Source organism: Proteus faecis, assembly GCF_030286765.1.
GTDB lineage: Bacteria > Pseudomonadota > Gammaproteobacteria > Enterobacterales > Enterobacteriaceae > Proteus > Proteus faecis.
In genome coordinates, this window is sequence record NZ_JASVWV010000002.1 from 58,961 (window position 1) to 77,467 (window position 18,507).

Consider the following 18,507-nt stretch of genomic DNA (forward strand, 5'->3'; position numbering starts at 1 on the left):
AAAATACGATGTATGAGATTGACTTTATCATATTATCTTATTATGTTAACGTTATCAGTGTGGATTTACGAGCAATATATTTACTTATTCGTTATGAATAGTCATAAGAACAGAATATAGTTAAGAAAAATAATTGCTTATCTTCAGGAGAGATTATGAAAGTCTGGTCTTTAGGTGACGCTGTTGTTGACTTGATCCCATTGCAAAACATGCAATATGAAGCATGCGCTGGTGGTGCGCCTGTCAATGTTGCTGCTGGTGTTGCTAAGCTTGGTCAACAAAGTGGTTTTATTGGACGAGTTGGTGAAGATGCGTTCGGCCATTTTATGCAAAAAACATTATTTGACCTGGGTGTGGATACTCGTGCAATGGAATTTGATGAGTTTCACCGCACCAGTACTGTTCTTGTCTCTTTACAAGAAAATGGTGAGCGTGATTTTACTTTCTTAGTGGCTGAGTCTGCGGATCAATTTTTAACCGAAAAATCTTTACCTGCTTTTGATAAAGATATTTTGCATTTTTGCTCTTTAGCATTAGTGAATCCCATTTGTCGCTCGACATTAGATTGTGCAATCAAAAATGTTAAAGAAAGCGATTCACTGCTGAGTTTTGATATTAATTTACGCCCTCAAATGTGGCGTGATCACGAAGAAATGCGTGAAGTTATTGATCAATATGCGCGTAAAGCTGACATATTAAAATTATCAGAAGATGAGCTTACATGGATGACACAAGAAGTGACATTGAATAATGCACTTAATAAATTAGAAGATTATCCCGCTCGTTTAAAAGTGATCACTCAAGGCTCTAAAGGTTGTTTAGTTTTTACGCCAAATACTCAAGTCGCATTTAGCGCCTTTATCGTTGAATGTATTGATACAACCGGTGCTGGTGATGCTTTTATGTCAGGTTTGTTAGCCGCGCTTGCTGAATATGGTTTTGCTGAAGATGAACAATATCTATCAAAAATAGTGACACAAGCGGCTGCTTGTGGTGCTTTAGCCACGACCCAAAAAGGGGCGATAGCCGCAGCACCAAGTCGTAAAAAATTACGTGATTTTGTTCAGCAGCAACCACCGTTACATGTTAGGGAGATTTTCTAACAACTTACCTATTTTTTCTGGTTGTGGTTTTTACCACGGTTTTCCCTTAATGGTATTTTCCAATTCTCCATTTATAACGACTTTTCTCGGAATCGTTATTTGTGGAGATTTTTTTTATCTTGTCTATGTCGTCGTATTGATGTTTGATCAATCAGCGATGCTGATCATATTGTTCTGTCTGTTTTAAGCGTATGATATTAAACCTTATTGACTTTTATTGATGGAACATTAAATGTGGGCTCAATCAGGCGCGGTATTAGCCATTTTTTCGTATATTCTTTGGGGAATAACGCCTCTGTTTTATCGTCTGTTACCTGGGGCGCAACCGTTAGAAATGTTGGCTCAACGTTTGATCTGGTCTATCCCTCTTTTATTACTAGTACGACTCTTTATTAAAAATAGGACACGATGGCGCGTTGTTTTACAGGATAAGCGCTCTATTTTTATGTGCCTATTTAGCTCAATGGCTATGGCCGTTTCTTGGTGTACATTTACCTATGCATTAACACATCAACAAGTATTAGAGGCGAGCTTGGGATATTTTATTAATCCACTCTTCTCTATTTTATTAGGTGTCATCTTTCTTAAAGAAAAGCTTAATCTAGCAGAAAAATGGGCGGTTACCTTAATTTGTGCGGGAGTGGGGTACCAATTGTGGATGTACGGTGAATTACCTGTACTCGCTATTATGATGGGGGGGGCATTTGCTGTATATGGCTTGATCCGTAAGTTTATTCGTTTTGATGTGATCACTTCTTTATTTATCGAAACACTCTGGTTAATGCCATTAGCAATAGGGGTTACTATTTGGTTGTTGATAACAGATAAAAGCGCATTACCTTCCGCAGATAATCTGACTCGTTTTTATTATATTCTAACCGCACCTGTCACTATATTGCCATTATTGTTCTTTACCGCAGCAGTCAAACGAACCACATTAACTGTAATCGGATTAGCACAATATATTGAGCCTACTATTCAATTTTTATTGGCTGTTTTCTTATTCCATGAAGCTTTTGATGAAGTAAAAGGCGTGAGTTTCTCGTTGATTTGGTTAGGGCTTTTATGCTGTATATTGGCTCTTATTCGCAAACGTCTTAATTATCTAAAAATTCAAAAAGGAAAACGTAGCCAAACGGTGTAATTGTTTTATTTTTCTGTTTGATTATTTTTTTGTCTGGCTATTTTTCTATCATGTTAAATCCGCTATGCTATATAAAAGCAATCGTTTGCGTGATTGTGATTTTGATTAATAGTGAGGATAAAAAATGACAGTGTTGGGTACGGCTCTTACAGCAAGTGCAACAAAAGTGATGTTATTAGGTGCCGGTGAATTAGGCAAAGAAGTCGCGATAGAATGCCAACGCTTAGGCATTGAAGTGATTGCCGTTGATCGCTATCTCAATGCTCCTGCTATGCATGTTGCTCATCGCTATCATGTTGTAAATATGCTGGATAGCGACGGATTAAAGCAAGTAATTGAACAAGAGCGACCTGATTTTATTGTTCCAGAAATTGAAGCTATTGCTACAACATTATTGCTTGAATTAGAACAAGCGGGGCAAAAAGTGGTTCCTTGTGCCCGTGCTGTAAAGCTCACTATGGATAGAGAAGGGATCCGTCGTTTAGCCGCGGAAACACTGCATTTACCTACATCGAACTATCAATTTGTTGATGATGAAGTGAGTTTTAAAAAAGCCGCTTTAGCAATAGGTTTTCCTTGTATTGTAAAACCTGTCATGAGCTCATCCGGAAAAGGGCAAAGTGTTATTCGTAATGAAAACGATTTAGCTCAAGCTTGGACTTACTCGCAAGAGGGCGGACGAGCAGGAAAAGGTCGTGTTATTGTTGAAAAAATGATCCCGTTTGATTTTGAGATCACTTTACTGACTATTCACGCTGTCGATGGGATCCATTTTTGTGCTCCTATTGGTCATCGACAAGAAAAAGGGGATTACCGTGAATCATGGCAACCTCAAAAGATGAGTGATATTGCACTTGCTAAAGCACAGCATATCGCAAGTAAAGTGGTTGAAAACTTAGGGGGATATGGTTTATTTGGTGTTGAGTTATTTGTTCAAGGTGATGAGGTATTTTTTAATGAAGTCTCACCTCGTCCTCATGATACAGGATTGGTGACACTCATTTCTCAAGACTTATCAGAGTTTGCGCTTCATGTTCGTGCTTTTTTAGGCTATCCCATTGGTGGGATTCGTCAATTAGGTCCTTGTGCATCCGCGGTTATTTTACCAGCGCTTTATAGTACGAATATCGTTTATTCCGGTATTGAAAAAGTATTGAAGGCGGATCGTCAAATTCGCCTTTTTGCGAAGCCTGAAATTGCCGGCTCTCGTCGTTTAGGTGTTGTGCTTGCTCATGCTGATACGATAAAACACGCATTAGATGAAGCAAAAGCAGGCGCAAAAGCAATCGTTGTAAGTGATGCTAAATAATTAGAAATGTAACCTAAGTTAGCCTATTTTACCGCTAAGTGAATATTATCAACTTAGCGGTAAAAACATCCAGTAAGTATTATTTTGGCTCAAACTTTCATCATATAAGGGGGGTAATCACTTTTATTAGCTTAATTTTTTACTCGACCCTTGAAACTAGCTTAACTATCCCCACTTTTTACTCATATCGATTTTTTTCGCCAAATTAGGATTAATTGAGGTAAAAATGAGTATGAAAGGTCAGGAAACAAGAGGATTTCAGTCAGAAGTTAAACAACTTCTTCAATTAATGATCCATTCTCTTTACTCCAATAAAGAAATTTTCCTTCGCGAATTGATTTCTAACGCATCAGATGCGGCTGATAAATTGCGTTTCCGAGCATTATCAGATGCAGCGCTTTATGAAAATAACGGCGATTTGCATGTGCGTATTTCCACTGATAAAGAAGCACGTACTTTGACTATCAGTGATAATGGTATTGGTATGACTCGTGATGAAGTCATTGATAACCTGGGTACTATCGCAAAATCAGGGACAAAATCATTTTTAGAATCTATCGGACAAGATCAAGCTAAAGATAGCCAACTAATTGGTCAGTTTGGTGTTGGGTTCTATTCTGCGTTTATCGTTGCAGATAAAGTGACAGTACGCACTCGAGCTGCAGGTGAAAGCGCAGATAAAGGTGTTTTTTGGGAATCTGAAGGTGAAGGTGATTACACCGTTGCTGATATTGAAAAGGCTGATCGTGGTACTGACATCACACTTCATTTACGTGAAGGTGAAGATGAGTATTTAGATGATTGGCGTCTGCGTAGCATTATTAGTAAATATTCTGACCATATTTCTCTGCCTGTTGAAATTGAAACGAAAAATGAAGAAGACGGCACAGTGACATGGGAAAAAATTAATAAAGCGCAAGCACTTTGGACTCGTAATAAAGCCGAAGTGAGTGATGAAGAGTATAAAGAGTTTTATAAACATATCTCTCATGATTTTGCTGACCCATTAAGCTGGGTACATAACCGTGTAGAAGGTAAGCAAGAGTATACAAGCTTATTATATGTGCCTTCAAAAGCACCTTGGGATTTATGGAATCGTGAACAACGTCATGGTTTAAAACTGTATGTACAGCGTGTCTTTATTATGGATGAAGCTGAGCAGTTTATGCCTAATTACTTGCGTTTTATCCGTGGGTTAGTTGATTCTAATGATTTACCGTTAAATGTTTCTCGTGAAATTTTACAAGATAGCTCTGTTACACGTAATTTACGCAGTGCATTAACTAAACGTGCATTACAGATGTTACAAAAACTGGCAGAAAACAAGCCGGAAGAGTATCAAGCATTCTGGAAAGAGTTTGGTTTAGTCTTAAAAGAAGGTCCTGCAGAAGACTCATCTAACATTGAAACAATTGCTAAATTATTACGTTTTGCGTCAACGCATAACGACAGTGATGCTCAAACTGTTTCACTGGAAGATTACGTTAGCCGTATGGTTGAAGGCCAAGAGAAAATCTATTACATCACAGCTGATAGCTATGCTGCTGCGAAAAACAGTCCGCATTTAGAGCTGTTCCGTAAAAAAGGCATTGAAGTACTGCTGTTATCTGATCGTATAGATGAGTGGATGATGAACTATCTGACTGAGTTTGATGGCAAATCATTCCAGTCTGTTAGTAAAGCAGATGAATCTCTGGATAAACTTGCTGATGAAGAGAAACATGCTGAGCAAGAAGAAACAGATAAACAATTAGCTCCTTTTGTTGAGCGCATTAAAACCTTGCTGGGAGATAAAGTTAAAGATGTGAAATTAACACATCGTTTAACAGATACGCCTGCCATTGTGACAACCAGTGCGGATGAAATGACAACACAAATGGCCAAATTGTTTGCTGCAGCAGGGCAAGAAGTGCCAGAAGTGAAATACAACTTTGAGCTAAATCCAAATCATCCATTAGTGAAGCAAACAGCAGAACTAACAGATGAAGCGCTATTTGCGGATTGGGTTAATTTATTACTGGATCAGGCTTTATTTGCTGAAAGAGGCTCTTTAGAGGATCCAAACCAGTTTATTCGCTTAGTGAATCAACTTTTAGTTCAAAAAGCGTAACTGTTTTCGTTTTCAAACATTTAAACCACGTTTATCTGAAGAGAGAGCGTGGTTTTTTCTTTTTCGATAAAAATAAAATGCAATCGCTACCGTGATTTCTTGAGCGATGACCTCACAAAATGGTATGGTAATGCGTTTTCGAGTTTAAATATAAAAAATTAAATGCAAGGGGATTTACGCGATGCGTATCATTCTGCTAGGCGCTCCAGGCGCTGGTAAAGGCACTCAGGCTCAATTCATTAAAGAAAACTATGGTATCCCACAGATTTCAACTGGTGATATGTTACGTGCAGCAGTAAGTTCGGGTTCAGAACTCGGACTGAAAGCAAAAGCATTGATGGACAATGGCCAGTTAGTTACAGATGAATTAGTTATTGCGTTAGTTAAAGAGCGCATCAAACAAGACGATTGCCGTAATGGTTTCTTGTTGGATGGGTTCCCAAGAACAATTCCACAAGCTGATGCAATGAAAGAAGCAGGTATCAATGTGGATTTCGTACTGGAATTTGCTGTACCTGATGACATCATTGTCGAGCGTATTATTGGTCGTCGTGTTCACGCACCATCAGGTCGTGTTTATCATGTGAAATTTAATCCACCTAAAGTGGAAAATCGTGATGATGTGACGGGTGAAGAATTAACAACACGTAAAGATGACCAAGAAGAAACGGTTCGTAAACGTTTAGTTGAATACCATACTCAAACAGCACCATTAGTTTCCTATTATCAAAATGAAGCTAAAGCAAGCAATGCGAAATACTTCAAAGTTGATGGTACACAAAAAGTAAGCGAAATTAACGCTGAACTGAAAAGTATCCTTGGCTAATGCGTCATTGTGATGATTAATCCCGGTTTAGCCGGGATTTTTTTTATCTCTAGAAAATAAGGTAAAGAGTTCAATCCAATAAATTGACAAGCACAATCTATTATTTTCCTTTATTCTTCTACTCTCTGGTTATCCTAATAAAATAACTCTAAGGAGTCATAGTATGAATGATGCTAAGTATGGTGTTCTTTTGGTTAATCTTGGCACACCTGATGCGCCGACAACGGGTGCTGTTCGACGTTATTTAGCACAATTTCTTAGCGATCCTCGTGTTGTTGATGTTTCTCCTTTGATTTGGAAACCATTATTACAAGGGGTGATATTACCGTTTCGTTCACCTAAGGTAGCTAAGTTATATCAACAGATTTGGATGGATGAAGGTTCACCTCTTTTAGTTTATAGCCGAGCGCAACAACGTGCTGTTGCGCAGCGATTACCTAATATACCCGTGGAACTAGGGATGTGTTATGGTAACCCATCACTAAATGAAGGGGTGGAAAAGCTATTACAACAAGGTGTTGAGAGCATTATTTTGTTACCACTTTATCCTCAATACTCTTGCTCTACTTCTGCTGCGGTATTTGATGGTGTTAGCCGAGTTTTTAAAGACATGCGTACAATACCCTCTCTTCACTTTATTCGTAGTTATCCTACACATCCTCTTTATATCAAAGCACTTGTCACCTCTATTGAGAAAAGCTTTCAGCAATATGGTAAACCCGATCGTTTAATTCTCTCTTTTCATGGTATTCCGGAGCGTTTTATCAAAACGGGGGATATTTATTATGATGAGTGTTGTCTCACAACAGAAAAACTAAAAGCGCAATTAGAAGAGCGGTTAGGTTATCCTAAAGAACAGGTTATGCTGACATTCCAATCACGCTTTGGTCGTGAACCTTGGTTATCGCCTTATACAGATAAAACGATGGAAAAGCTGGGAAGTGAAGGGGTTGAACATGTGCAGGTTGTATGTCCAGGATTTTCATCTGATTGCTTGGAAACATTAGAAGAAATTAATGAACAGAACCGAGAGTTCTTTATTCATGGTGGTGGTAAACAGTACGAATACATTCCGGCATTAAATGCTGAAATTGAGCATATTGACTTGCTAGAAGCGATGATCCGAGAGGTATGCGAAAAATAATTACTGAATTCGATAAATAAAATTATCGGATTTGATGATATATTAATTTGATCATATTTCAGTTATATATAAACTTATCTTTTCTCATTTTTTAAGTCTTTTAGTGGAAATCACTAAAAGTGCTGATAAACGGACACTGCATTACATAAATTTAGGCAGGAAAATGAATAGTAAGCTTTCAAAACCACAATCTTCAGAAATTGATAAAGGACATTTTGACGATTTCTATCTAAAACAGAATGATGAAATCGATCTTTTTGAATTATTTTCTGTTATTTATAAATCAAAGTTTGTCATTATTGGTATCACGTTATTATTTGCTATCGTTGGCTTTACTGTTGCAAGCTTTTTACCACAAAAATGGACTAGCCAAGCTGCAATTACCAAGCCAATGCTCGATGAAATGAAGCAATTAAGAGCAACATTGACTGAGCTTAGCTTAGTGGATGTTGATACAGGTGTGAATGGTTCATCTGTTTATCAAAAATTTATCAATAACTATAATTCTCGTGTTTTACGTGAAGAATTTTTAGTTAGTACTGACTACTACAAAAGCTTACTGGCAAAAATGGAAGAACCAACGCCATTAGATAAGCGTAGATTAATTGAAGATATTGTAACGAAAGATATTAATTTAAAATCATCGGATAGCAAGAATAGTGATGAAGAGTTTAGTGGGGAAATTAATTTAAGTTTTACTGCCCCAACGCCTGAAGAAGCTTACGATTTGCTTTCTGGTTATATTCGTTTTATTTCTACCAAAGTACGAATGGAAGTAAAAGACGAAATTGATGATCAAATTGAGCGTAAATTAAGTTTTGCACAAAAAGCCTATGAAATGGATTTAGAGCGTATCGCTAATGCGCGTAATGTGAATGTGCAACGTCTAAAATATGCGTTAGAAATCGCAAATGCCGCTGGAGTTAAAAAACCAATTTCCAGTGAGGGTGCACAGATTAAAGATGACCCTGATTATTCTATTGCCATGGGTTCTGATGCGTTAAGCAGTAAATTAGCCATTACAGAAGCTATCACAGACCCAACAACGGTAAGTTCTGATCTGAAAAACCGTTTATACAATATGAAGCAATTAGAAAAAGTAAAATTAGATGATCTTCAATTTGTACCATTCAAATATATGTTGAAGCCTTACGAACCGACTAAAAAAGATGCACCTAAACGTGCCCTGATTTTAGTTGGCGCCGCTTTTGTTGGTTTCATTCTGTCTGTTATGGGTGTTTTACTGAGCTATATGGCAAGAAGCCGTCGTAAAACTGCATAAAAATATCTTTAAATAAGTAGGTGTACTGACGTACACCTACTGTCTCTCCCATAATATTGTGTTAACATTGCGCATCTTTTTTAGCTGTGTAGCATCGTTCACAATGAAATTCCCTGGCAAACGAAAATCCAAACACTATTTTCCCGTTAGTTTACGAGATCCTCTATTACAACCCATCATCAATATGACGGAGAGCGAATCCTCTCGCGCTTATATCGTCGGTATTGACCAAACATTGGTTGATATTGAAGCGAAAGTTGATGAAGAGTTTATTAACCGTTATAACTTGAGTCAGGGACACTCTCTTGTTATTGAAGATGATGTCGCAGAGGCACTTTATCGTGAATTAACAGATAATAATCTGATAACACACGAGTTTGCTGGCGGTACGATTGGTAATACGCTACATAACTACTCGGTATTAGCTGATGATCGCTCTGTGCTATTAGGTACTATGTGTAATAACATTCAGATTGGTAGCTATGCTTATCGTTATTTATGTAACACATCTAGCCGTACTGATCTTAATTACCTCCAAGGTGTTGATGGTGCCATTGGGCGTTGTTTCACGCTGATCACGGAAAATGGCGAACGTACATTTGCGATTAGCCCAGGTCAAATGAACCAGCTTAAACCAGAAAGCATTCCGGAAGAGGTGATTGCAGAAGCTTCCGCATTAGTGTTAACGGCTTATTTAGTTCGCTGTAAACCGGGTGAACCGATGCCGTTAGCAACCATGAAAGCGATTGAATACGCGAAAAAATATGATGTGCCTGTTGTTCTGACGCTGGGCACAAAATATGTTATTGCAGATGATCCACAATGGTGGCGTGATTTCTTAAAAGAGCACGTTTCTGTTGTCGCAATGAATGAAGATGAAGCTTTTGAATTAACGGGACATGCAGATCCTCTGTTAGCTTCCGATGTTGCGTTAGAATGGGTTGATTTAGTGCTGTGTACCGCAGGTCCTGCAGGACTTTATATGGGCGGTTATACAGAACACAACTTTAAGCGTCAAACCACACATCCTTTATTACCCGGTGCTATTGCTGAATTTAATCGTTATGAATTTAGTCGTGCAATGCGTCGTAAAGATTGTGAAGAGCCAGAGAAAGTCTATTCTCATATTGAACCTTATATGGGTGGTCCTGAAAAAATCATGAATACGAATGGTGCAGGTGATGCAGCATTATCAGCGTTACTGCATGATATTACAGCGAATAGCTACCATCGCATCAATGTGCCCAATTCAAGTAAGCATCCTCGGACTTATTTAACTTATTCATCGTTAGCACAAGTCTGCAAATATGCTAACCGAGTGAGTTATCAAGTGCTAAGTCAGCATTCACCTCGCTTAACACGAGGCTTACCTGAAAAAGAAGACAGCTTAGAAGAAGCTTATTGGGAACGTTAAGTTTGTATAGTTTCTAAGACTTGTTTTATCTGTATGAAATAAAAAAACCTATCAACATTTATTGATAGGTTTTTTATTGACTTAAATCCATAGAATTTAAGTGATTAACTGTGTTTGATTATTGCGCTGCACTAGGTGCAATGATTTGTTGACCATTTTCAGGGGTATCATCAATAGCACAACCAAACTCAACTTCTTTAATTAGCATATCCGCCATTGCAGATGCGGTTTGATCTTCATCGATGATGACGTGATTTGCCCCTTTCTCAAGGATAAAAGACGCTTCTTCATCATAGTTAGCTCGTACAATAATATCGTCAAAATGAGCACGAACAATGATATTTAAATCAGGGTTCATACTTCTTGCGGTTTCAGCGATATCTGCAGCTTCATACCCATTAGGTATCGTCAGTAATAAAGATTTAGCGCAATCAATGCGAGCTAAAGCAAGTGACTCTTTAGTCGATGCATTACCCAGCACGGTGTTTAAACTTTTCTCTTTTAACTCAGCAAATTTATTACGGCTATTTTCGATAATAACTAATGGAATAGATTGAGCTAATAATTTTTCAGCAAGCATGCTTCCTGCACGTCCATAACCGACGATAATGGCGTGACCACAAATATCAACAGGGACAGGCATCTCTTCTTCCAGCTCTTCTTGTTGTAGCTGTTCCACTTCTTCTTTGGTTTCTGTTTTTGCCAGATAACGGTCTAATAAAGAGAATAGCACTGGGTTTAACATAATAGAGACTAAAGCACCGGCTAAAACAAGATTACGTGCATCTGGCTCTAAAACGTTTAGCGCCACACCTAGACCTGCAAGGATAAAGGCAAATTCACCAATTTGTGCAAGGCTGACTGAAATGGTTAAGGCTGTTCGTCGAGAATGCCCAAACATTCGTACAAGCACCAACGCGGCGACAGATTTACCAATAATAATGATAGCCAGTGTTGCTAAGATCCCAAGAGGATGTTCAATTAACACCATTGGATCAAACAGCATACCAACGGACACAAAGAACAGAACTGCGAAAGCATCTCTCAGTGGTAAAGTATCTTGAGCCGCTCTGTGGCTTAATTCAGACTCGTTAAGTACCATACCGGCAAAGAATGCGCCTAATGCGAAAGAAGCATCGAATAAGGTTACAGCACCATAAGCGATACCTAAAGCGAGAGCGAGTACACTTAATGTAAATAACTCACGAGAGCCTGTTGCCGCCGTTTTAGCTAAAATCCAAGGGATCAACTTACGACCAACAATCATCATAATTAAGATAAAGGCAACAACTTTACCGACAGTGATACCTAAATTAATCATAAGTTGAGAAATATTGGTTTGATCGCTACTTTCCAGCATATTGGCAATAGCAGGAAGTAGTACAAGGGCTAACACCATTGCTAAGTCTTCAACAATCAACCAACCAATAGCAATTTGGCCTCGTTGGCTGTCAATCAGACCTCTTTCTTCTAGTGCACGTAAAAGAACAACGGTACTTGCTGTTGATAGACATAAACCAAATACAATGCCACTAAATAAACCCCAGCCAAAAAATGCTGATAATCCCAACCCTAATAGTGTTGCTACTGCAATTTGAGCAATAGCACCCGGAATAGCGATGGCTTTTACTGCCATGAGATCTTTTAATGAGAAATGTAAACCTACGCCAAACATTAGCAGAATAACGCCAATTTCAGCTAGTTCAGGGGCGAGAGAGGTATCAGCAACAAAGCCGGGAGTAAATGGGCCAGCGAGTACACCCGCAGCAAGATATCCTACTAAAGGTGAAATTTTTAGCCGTTGAGCGATCATGCCTAAAATGTAAGCAAGTGCTAATCCACCAACAATGGTGGTAATGAGGGGTGTTGAATGCGGCATCAATTCTCCTTCTTTTTATAAAACTACATGTATCGGGGGGCGAGTAATATAGCAGGCTAATAGTTTAACGTATTCATGCAATAAATTCGCTAAAAATTATCGATTATTTATTAAAATAGCAAGTTGATTGAATTTTTTAATGCAAATACACTTTTCTGTGTTATTTTAATTAGTCTTACCTTTTAAAGTAAGAAATAATCTGTTTCTGGTTCATTTTAGTAACAGGGGTAATTACAAGTTATTCAGTTTTATTGCACCCAATCTTCGTAAGAAGAATGGGGAAAATACCTAATAGAGGGAGATGAGCGAAGATATGATAGACATATTCAATACTCTTCTGAACTGTAATATATCCTAAGACTTCAGCATTAATTCATCCATCCTAAAAGCAACTCCGAAGAAATGCGCGGAAATCATGCTCTTTTCACCTAAAATTAACTCTTGAGCATAAACTGAGATAGCAGAAAATGCTGAAGCCAAAATCACGCCAATGAATACAGTCAATACGCCCGTCCAGTAAAGGTTGGTATAAGGTCGTATCAGCGTAAAAGGTGCAACACCAAGAATAGTTCCCCAAATAACGTATTTTCTGCCAATTTTATCGTCTACTGGATCCACATTTATAGTGTTAGCTGCGACAAGCGAAGAGGAAAACAAACAGGTGTACTTTGTACTGAAGCGTCAAATTTAGGTATTAAGTAGAAAGTATAGTAGCTACTGATGCTTGTAAGATAAAAATGCTTAGAAAAAATAAGAATAAGTAAAATAGCTAAATAGCCCAAGAGGGGTTTACATGGCAATATTGCTTTCCTTTTTAGCGTGTTAGGTTATTTTTTCTGAGCATCTTGTTGAATTTTATACCTGCGACTAACTTGCAATAGCACTACAATTGCCAGCAACGTAACAAAGAGAATCAACGGATATTTACTTTCCTTTCCGTATTATTTTTTTGTAAATTATTTATGTTTTTATTGGTCTAGTTTACATCTATTTTGAATTGAGTGCTTTTATGAGAAATAGAGTTTGATTCATGTCTCAAAAAAACTATTGGATCAATGAAATAATAAAAAAATTATATAACCTACATCATAAAATACAGCAAAAGTATTTAACTTCTGTCTTCTTTTTCTACTGTAGAACCATGGCAGAACCTTCTCAATAAATAATATACATGGGGATATACCATGAGCTTATCTTTTAAATTATCAGCATGCGCATTGACGGTTTCTTTAGCGATGACGCCTGCGATGTCTCAGGCATGGGAAAAGGATAAAACCTACGAAATTACTATTTTGCATACCAATGATCACCATGGCCATTTTTGGCATAACGATCGTGGAGAATATGGTTTAGCTGCACAAAAAACGGTTGTTGATAACATTCGAGATGAAGTCGCTAAAAAAGGCGGCAGCGTGCTACTGTTATCGGGCGGTGATATCAATACGGGTGTTCCAGAATCTGATTTACAAGATGCAGAGCCTGATTTTAAAGGTATGAATCTTGTGGGGTATGATGCAATGGCTTTGGGTAATCATGAATTTGATAATCCATTAGATGTTTTGCGCCAACAAGAAAAATGGGCAACATTCCCATTCTTATCTGCGAATATTTATCAAAAAAGTACGGGTGAGCGTTTATTCAAGCCTTACACCATTTTTGATAAGCAAGGTGTAAAAATTGCAGTATTAGGCTTAACGACTGATGATACTGTGCGTATTGGTAACCCAGCAAACTTCCCTGATACTGAATTCCGCAAACCTTCAGATGAAGCTAAAAAAGTTGTAGAAGAACTGCGTACAACAGAAAAACCAGACATTATTATCGCAGCAACGCATATGGGTCACTATGATGATGGTAATCATGGCTCTAACGCACCAGGTGATGTGGAAATGGCGCGTGAATTACCAAAAGGCTACCTTGATATGATTGTGGGTGGTCACTCACAAGATCCTGTTTGTATGTCTCAAGAGAATAAAAACTACAAACAAGCTGATTATGTACCAGGCACTCCTTGTGCACCAGATAATCAAAATGGTACATGGATTGTTCAGGCTCATGAATGGGGTAAATATGTTGGTCGTGCAGATTTCGAATTCCGTAATGGTGAATTTACGTTAAAGCATTACCAATTAATCCCAATTAACTTAAATCAGAAAGTGAAGAAAGACGACGGTACAACTGAACTTGTTTATTACACAGAAGAAATTCCTCATAACCCTGAAATGATGAAATTGTTGACACCTTATCAAGAAAAAGGTGGTGAGCAACTGAATATTAAAGTGGGTGAGGTTGTTGGTAAATTAGAAGGTGATCGTAGTAAAGTTCGCTTTGTTCAGACTAATATGGCTCGTCTATTATTATCAGCTCAAGCTGAACGTGCGAATGCTGATTTTGCAATTATGAGCGGTGGTGGTGTTCGTGATTCTATTGAGTCTGGTGATATCACTTATAAAGATGTTCTGAAAGTACAACCATTCGCGAACGAACTGGTTTATGTTGATTTTAAAGGTGAGGAAGTCGAGCCTTATTTGTCTGCGGTTGCATGTATGAAAGTAGACTCTGGTGCTTATGCTCAATTCTACAATGTTAGCTTAACAGTAGATGCAGATTGTAAAGTTAGCGATGTTAAAATTGCAGGCAAACCATTGGATAAAACGAAGTCTTACCGTATGGCGACACTAAACTTTAACGGCATTGGTGGTGATGGTTATCCTAAGATTGATACTCATCCGGGCTATGTTAATACAGGGTTTGTTGATGCTGAAGTCTTAAAAGGTTATATCGAAGCGCACTCTCCATTGAAAGCCGCAGATTTCGAACCTAAAGGCGAAATTGTTTATAAAAAATAAGTTTTATCAATAACGCTTATATAGACAAAAGGCGACATTTTATGTCGCCTTTTATTTTGCTCTTAATCACGTTAATTTCTTATTTTGAGGATGAGCCTTAAAATAAAAAATCATTAATGATTATGACTCTTTACGAATAAGTGCAAATTGAGCACCTAACACTACACCTAAGTCTTTTGCAGATAACTCAATATCTAAGCCTCGTTTACCACCAGAAACAAAGATAGTGTTAAATTCAAGTGCTTGTTCATCAATCACTGTTGGTAGGCGTTTTTTCTGACCTAATGGGCTTATTCCACCCACTAAATAACCAGTGACCTTTTGTGCAATTTGTGGATCTGCCATATCGGCTTTTTTTGCTTTAAAACACTTAGCAACGAGTTTTAAATCTAATTGACCAGAAACGGGTGTTACTGCAACAGCAAGATTTTTAGCATCACCATTTAAAGCAACTAACAGTGTTTTAAATACTTGGCGATTATCTAAACCTAATTTTTCAACGGCCTCATCACCAAAATTATGCACATTCGCATCATGTTCATAAGGATGAAGCGTAAATTTAATTTTTTGTTTTTCCAATAAATTGACAGCGGGAGTCATAGTTATTCCTAATCACAATGTTTTTATGATTGACTTGTTAGTAAATCAATCAGATTCTCTTCACCAAATAAATGAAGAGCACCTACAGTTACCACATAACGTCCAGCCGGTAATTTTGATAAGATGCTTACCCATTTTTGGTTACGGCTTTCCATTAAAATATCAAATACAGCTTTACTAAAGGTATTCGGTAAAGGCGGTTGTTTCTCTTGGCTATTATAATTTAACCACCAATTGATCATGATTTGCAATGTACGTGCATTATCGTGCCAATTTTTTAGTGTATCCTCGAGTAATTGCTGACCATCATCAGGGAAGCTTAATAATAATGCGACCTGATCCTCAATGCCTTCAAGTTCTATAATGTTTTTTTTGTACTCATTAGCATATTGAATGACTTGGTAATCAATACCATATTGCGGTTGTAATCCAAGTTGCATTGCTTGGGTAGATTGTAAAATCAATGCAATCTGCCAAAGTGGTTTATTTTCAAGTTGATAAAGTGAGAGAGCGAGATCTTCACAATGACATGTGACTTGAGCAAAAAGAGAGTTATTTAAGCGTGTTTCTAGCGACTTTCTAAAAAGGGATGCTTGATCAAATGGTTGTACATCTGTGGAAATATCGGCTTCCACAATAATAGCATTTGCATTTTTTATTTCGTTGAGTAGCACATTGGAAAGTGGTGACATTGTGGAAACCCCCATATGGATACTCCCCACAAGGTGTAAAGAGATATTATTAGGTAGCGTAATATCAACAGCAGGATAAGGGTAATGGGTAGTATTTTTTATCCCTACCCAATGTTTGATTTTCTGAAAAATACCCGTCATTGATATGCTCCTTTTAGTGTCGATCACTCAGTCTCAGCATAACGGATTTTCAATGGAATGAAACAGCGAAAGCCAAGTATTTACTTAGCTTTCACTTTGTTTACTTTTTTGAGTAAAGTATTACCAACTGATCCCAACACCACCGGCTGAGACAAAATTATTTGAATCATTCCACGCCGTAGAAGCTCTGACTTTTACATTTTCATTAATACGATATTGCATCCCCCAAGCAAGAGCCGTTGCATTGCGATAATTACCAATACCGATAGCTGTGCTAAATGTTGCTGAGTCAGTAAAAGGTAAATTGCTCATTGCAGCTACAGAGGCAATACCTTGATTAGCGCGTTTTTCTACTTTATAAAAACGGTTTTGGGTTTCAGATTTAAAATGCTCAAAGTTATTTTTTAGCGTTTTAACTTCGCTTCTTGAGATTGATTGTTCCATATAAAGGGTAGCAAAATGGCTTTTTAATGAAATATTGCTTTCATTGATATTTAGATTATCGATATAGTTATCTTTAATATTATCAATATTTTCTTTGTTTATATTAATATCTTTTCTATTAGTGTCAATATTTTCTTTATTTATATTAATATCTTTTCTATTGGTATCAATATTTTCTTTATTGATATCAATGCCTTTTCTATTGGTGTCAATATTTTCTTTATTTATATTAATATCTTTTCTATTGGTATCAATGTTTTCTTTATTGATATCAATGCCTTTTCTATTGGTGTCAATATTTTCTTTATTTATATTAATATCTTTTCTATTGGTATCAATGTTTTCTTTATTGATATCAATGCCTTTTCTATTAGTGTCAATATTTTGTTTATTTATATCAACGCCTTTTCTATTGTTATCAATATTTTCTTTATTTATATTAACACCTATTCTATTGGTATCAATGCCTTTTTTATTAGTATCAATACTGCCTTCATTTGCTAATATTTTTTCTAAATTCATTTCGTGACTGGATTTATTAACTTTACTTATCATCTTATTAAGCTTAATTTGATTATCAAACTTACTTAGTTCAATATTGTTCTTTTTGATTAACGTAGTGATCTTTTTATTGAATTCATTTTCAATTGAAAATAAATCTCCTTGGTTTATCATATTGTTTTTTTCTCTACTAACAATATCATTGTATTGTTCAATTGTTAGGTTAGCTGATGCCGTTCGTGCAATCTGTATATCATCATTTTTATGTTCGTCTAGAAATTGAAGAACGGCTTTTTTATTAAATGTAATATATGAATCATCGTTTGATTCGAGAGTAGGGGGTTGTATTTCATTAAAAAGAGAAGCAATCTTTGATCTTATCTCTATATCTTTCGGTGAAATAATTAAACTATTTTTTATTTTAATGTTTTCTTTTGTAATACTTTCCCCAGATGTTGTTTTTATGTTCCCTATGTTTTTATTGAGTTTTTCTATTATCTCATCAGTTAATAATATTTTATTTTTTTCTAACTTAATATAATAATTACTTATTTTTTGATCAAAAGAAGAGGGAGATGTGATTATCGTATCTTGTTCAACGGTGATAAATGGAGTTTCATCTGGTATTATATAATGCATTTCATCTGAAAATACATGAGATGAATAAATTAATGGTAATATTGTAATAATAATTTTATTTACATTCATTTTTAAATCCTTTTAAAAGTGTTATTTTTGTGTAAGTTTTCTATTTTATTTAAATAATAGTTTTCTACAATAATAAAAAAAATTAAATGATAGTTTGTTCTTTTTTTAAAAACTATAATTTAAGTTTATTGTGCCGATAAATTTTAATGAAAAACTTATAATATATTGCTATTCTAGCGTTAAGAGAGCGGAGTGATGACTCTCTTGTATAATGAGAAATTCCTCTTTGACTGGCCGATAGAAATATCGGCTTTTTTTTTAACCTTTTGAAAATATTAATAATCATTGATAAATAATAAAAAACCCCTTTTACCGATAAGTAAAAGAGGTTTAAATATAATATTTATTAATATATTGTTAG

General features: G+C 36.5%; 13 protein-coding genes and 1 pseudogene. 9 read left to right on the forward strand and 5 right to left on the reverse strand.

The genetic code is table 11. The features are described 5' to 3' along the window. Positions 1 to 155: 155 nt before the first annotated feature. From QSH13_RS04440 to QSH13_RS04475, 8 genes are all read left to right on the forward strand, one after another. Positions 156 to 1,103: a PfkB family carbohydrate kinase gene (locus QSH13_RS04440; protein ID WP_109397809.1), complete on the forward strand. Its 948-nt coding sequence runs from the start codon at positions 156 to 158 to the stop codon at positions 1,101 to 1,103. A 232-nt stretch (positions 1,104 to 1,335) separates the two neighbouring features. Continuing rightward, positions 1,336 to 2,247 carry an EamA family transporter RarD gene (gene rarD, locus QSH13_RS04445; protein ID WP_109397808.1) on the forward strand — a complete coding sequence of 304 codons (912 nt, stop codon included), beginning with the start codon at positions 1,336 to 1,338 and terminating at the stop codon, positions 2,245 to 2,247. Between the two features lie 124 nt (positions 2,248 to 2,371). Further along, the gene (gene purT, locus QSH13_RS04450; protein WP_286038867.1) at positions 2,372 to 3,556 is read left to right on the forward strand and encodes a formate-dependent phosphoribosylglycinamide formyltransferase; all 1,185 of its coding nucleotides are present in this window, start codon (positions 2,372 to 2,374) and stop codon (positions 3,554 to 3,556) included. Between the two features lie 226 nt (positions 3,557 to 3,782). Continuing rightward, positions 3,783 to 5,666, forward strand: a complete 1,884-nt coding sequence (htpG, locus tag QSH13_RS04455; protein WP_109397806.1) for a molecular chaperone HtpG — start codon at positions 3,783 to 3,785, stop codon at positions 5,664 to 5,666. Positions 5,667 to 5,847: 181 nt separating this feature from the next. Beyond that, the gene (gene adk / locus QSH13_RS04460) at positions 5,848 to 6,492 is read left to right on the forward strand and encodes an adenylate kinase (protein ID WP_006534026.1); all 645 of its coding nucleotides are present in this window, start codon (positions 5,848 to 5,850) and stop codon (positions 6,490 to 6,492) included. 163 nt (positions 6,493 to 6,655) lie between these two features. After that, positions 6,656 to 7,636, forward strand: a complete 981-nt coding sequence (gene hemH / locus QSH13_RS04465) for a ferrochelatase (RefSeq protein ID WP_286038868.1) — start codon at positions 6,656 to 6,658, stop codon at positions 7,634 to 7,636. Positions 7,637 to 7,799: 163 nt separating this feature from the next. Next, positions 7,800 to 8,918: an LPS O-antigen length regulator Wzz(fepE) gene (gene wzz(fepE), locus QSH13_RS04470; RefSeq protein WP_109397804.1), complete on the forward strand. Its 1,119-nt coding sequence runs from the start codon at positions 7,800 to 7,802 to the stop codon at positions 8,916 to 8,918. 103 nt (positions 8,919 to 9,021) lie between these two features. After that, entirely contained in the window at positions 9,022 to 10,332 is a 1,311-nt protein-coding gene (locus QSH13_RS04475) for an inosine/guanosine kinase (RefSeq protein WP_023582630.1), read from the forward strand. A 118-nt stretch (positions 10,333 to 10,450) separates the two neighbouring features. On the opposite strand, the gene ybaL is transcribed toward QSH13_RS04475, so the two are convergent. Together ybaL and QSH13_RS04485 are read right to left on the reverse strand one after the other, a co-directional pair. Further along, positions 10,451 to 12,211: a YbaL family putative K(+) efflux transporter gene (ybaL, locus tag QSH13_RS04480; protein WP_109406562.1), complete on the reverse strand. Its 1,761-nt coding sequence runs from the start codon at positions 12,209 to 12,211 to the stop codon at positions 10,451 to 10,453. 238 nt (positions 12,212 to 12,449) lie between these two features. Continuing rightward, a pseudogene (locus QSH13_RS04485) lies at positions 12,450 to 13,110 on the reverse strand (MFS transporter); the annotation flags it as partial. A gap of 285 nt (positions 13,111 to 13,395) precedes the next feature. On the opposite strand from QSH13_RS04485, the gene ushA reads away from it, so the two are divergent. Then, the gene (gene ushA / locus QSH13_RS04490; protein ID WP_109397802.1) at positions 13,396 to 15,060 is read left to right on the forward strand and encodes a bifunctional UDP-sugar hydrolase/5'-nucleotidase UshA; all 1,665 of its coding nucleotides are present in this window, start codon (positions 13,396 to 13,398) and stop codon (positions 15,058 to 15,060) included. Positions 15,061 to 15,180: 120 nt separating this feature from the next. Here ushA and ybaK read toward each other — a convergent pair whose 3' ends face one another. From ybaK to QSH13_RS04505, 3 genes are all read right to left on the reverse strand, one after another. Then, positions 15,181 to 15,660, reverse strand: a complete 480-nt coding sequence (ybaK, locus tag QSH13_RS04495; RefSeq protein ID WP_109397801.1) for a Cys-tRNA(Pro)/Cys-tRNA(Cys) deacylase YbaK — start codon at positions 15,658 to 15,660, stop codon at positions 15,181 to 15,183. A 23-nt stretch (positions 15,661 to 15,683) separates the two neighbouring features. Next, a complete protein-coding gene (locus tag QSH13_RS04500; RefSeq protein ID WP_196544392.1) occupies positions 15,684 to 16,493 on the reverse strand; it encodes a TraB/GumN family protein in 810 nt (269 codons plus the stop codon). 120 nt (positions 16,494 to 16,613) lie between these two features. Further along, positions 16,614 to 18,146, reverse strand: coding sequence for a YadA C-terminal domain-containing protein (locus QSH13_RS04505; RefSeq protein WP_286038869.1), 1,533 nt, complete (start codon positions 18,144 to 18,146; stop codon positions 16,614 to 16,616). Positions 18,147 to 18,507 lie beyond the last annotated feature (361 nt).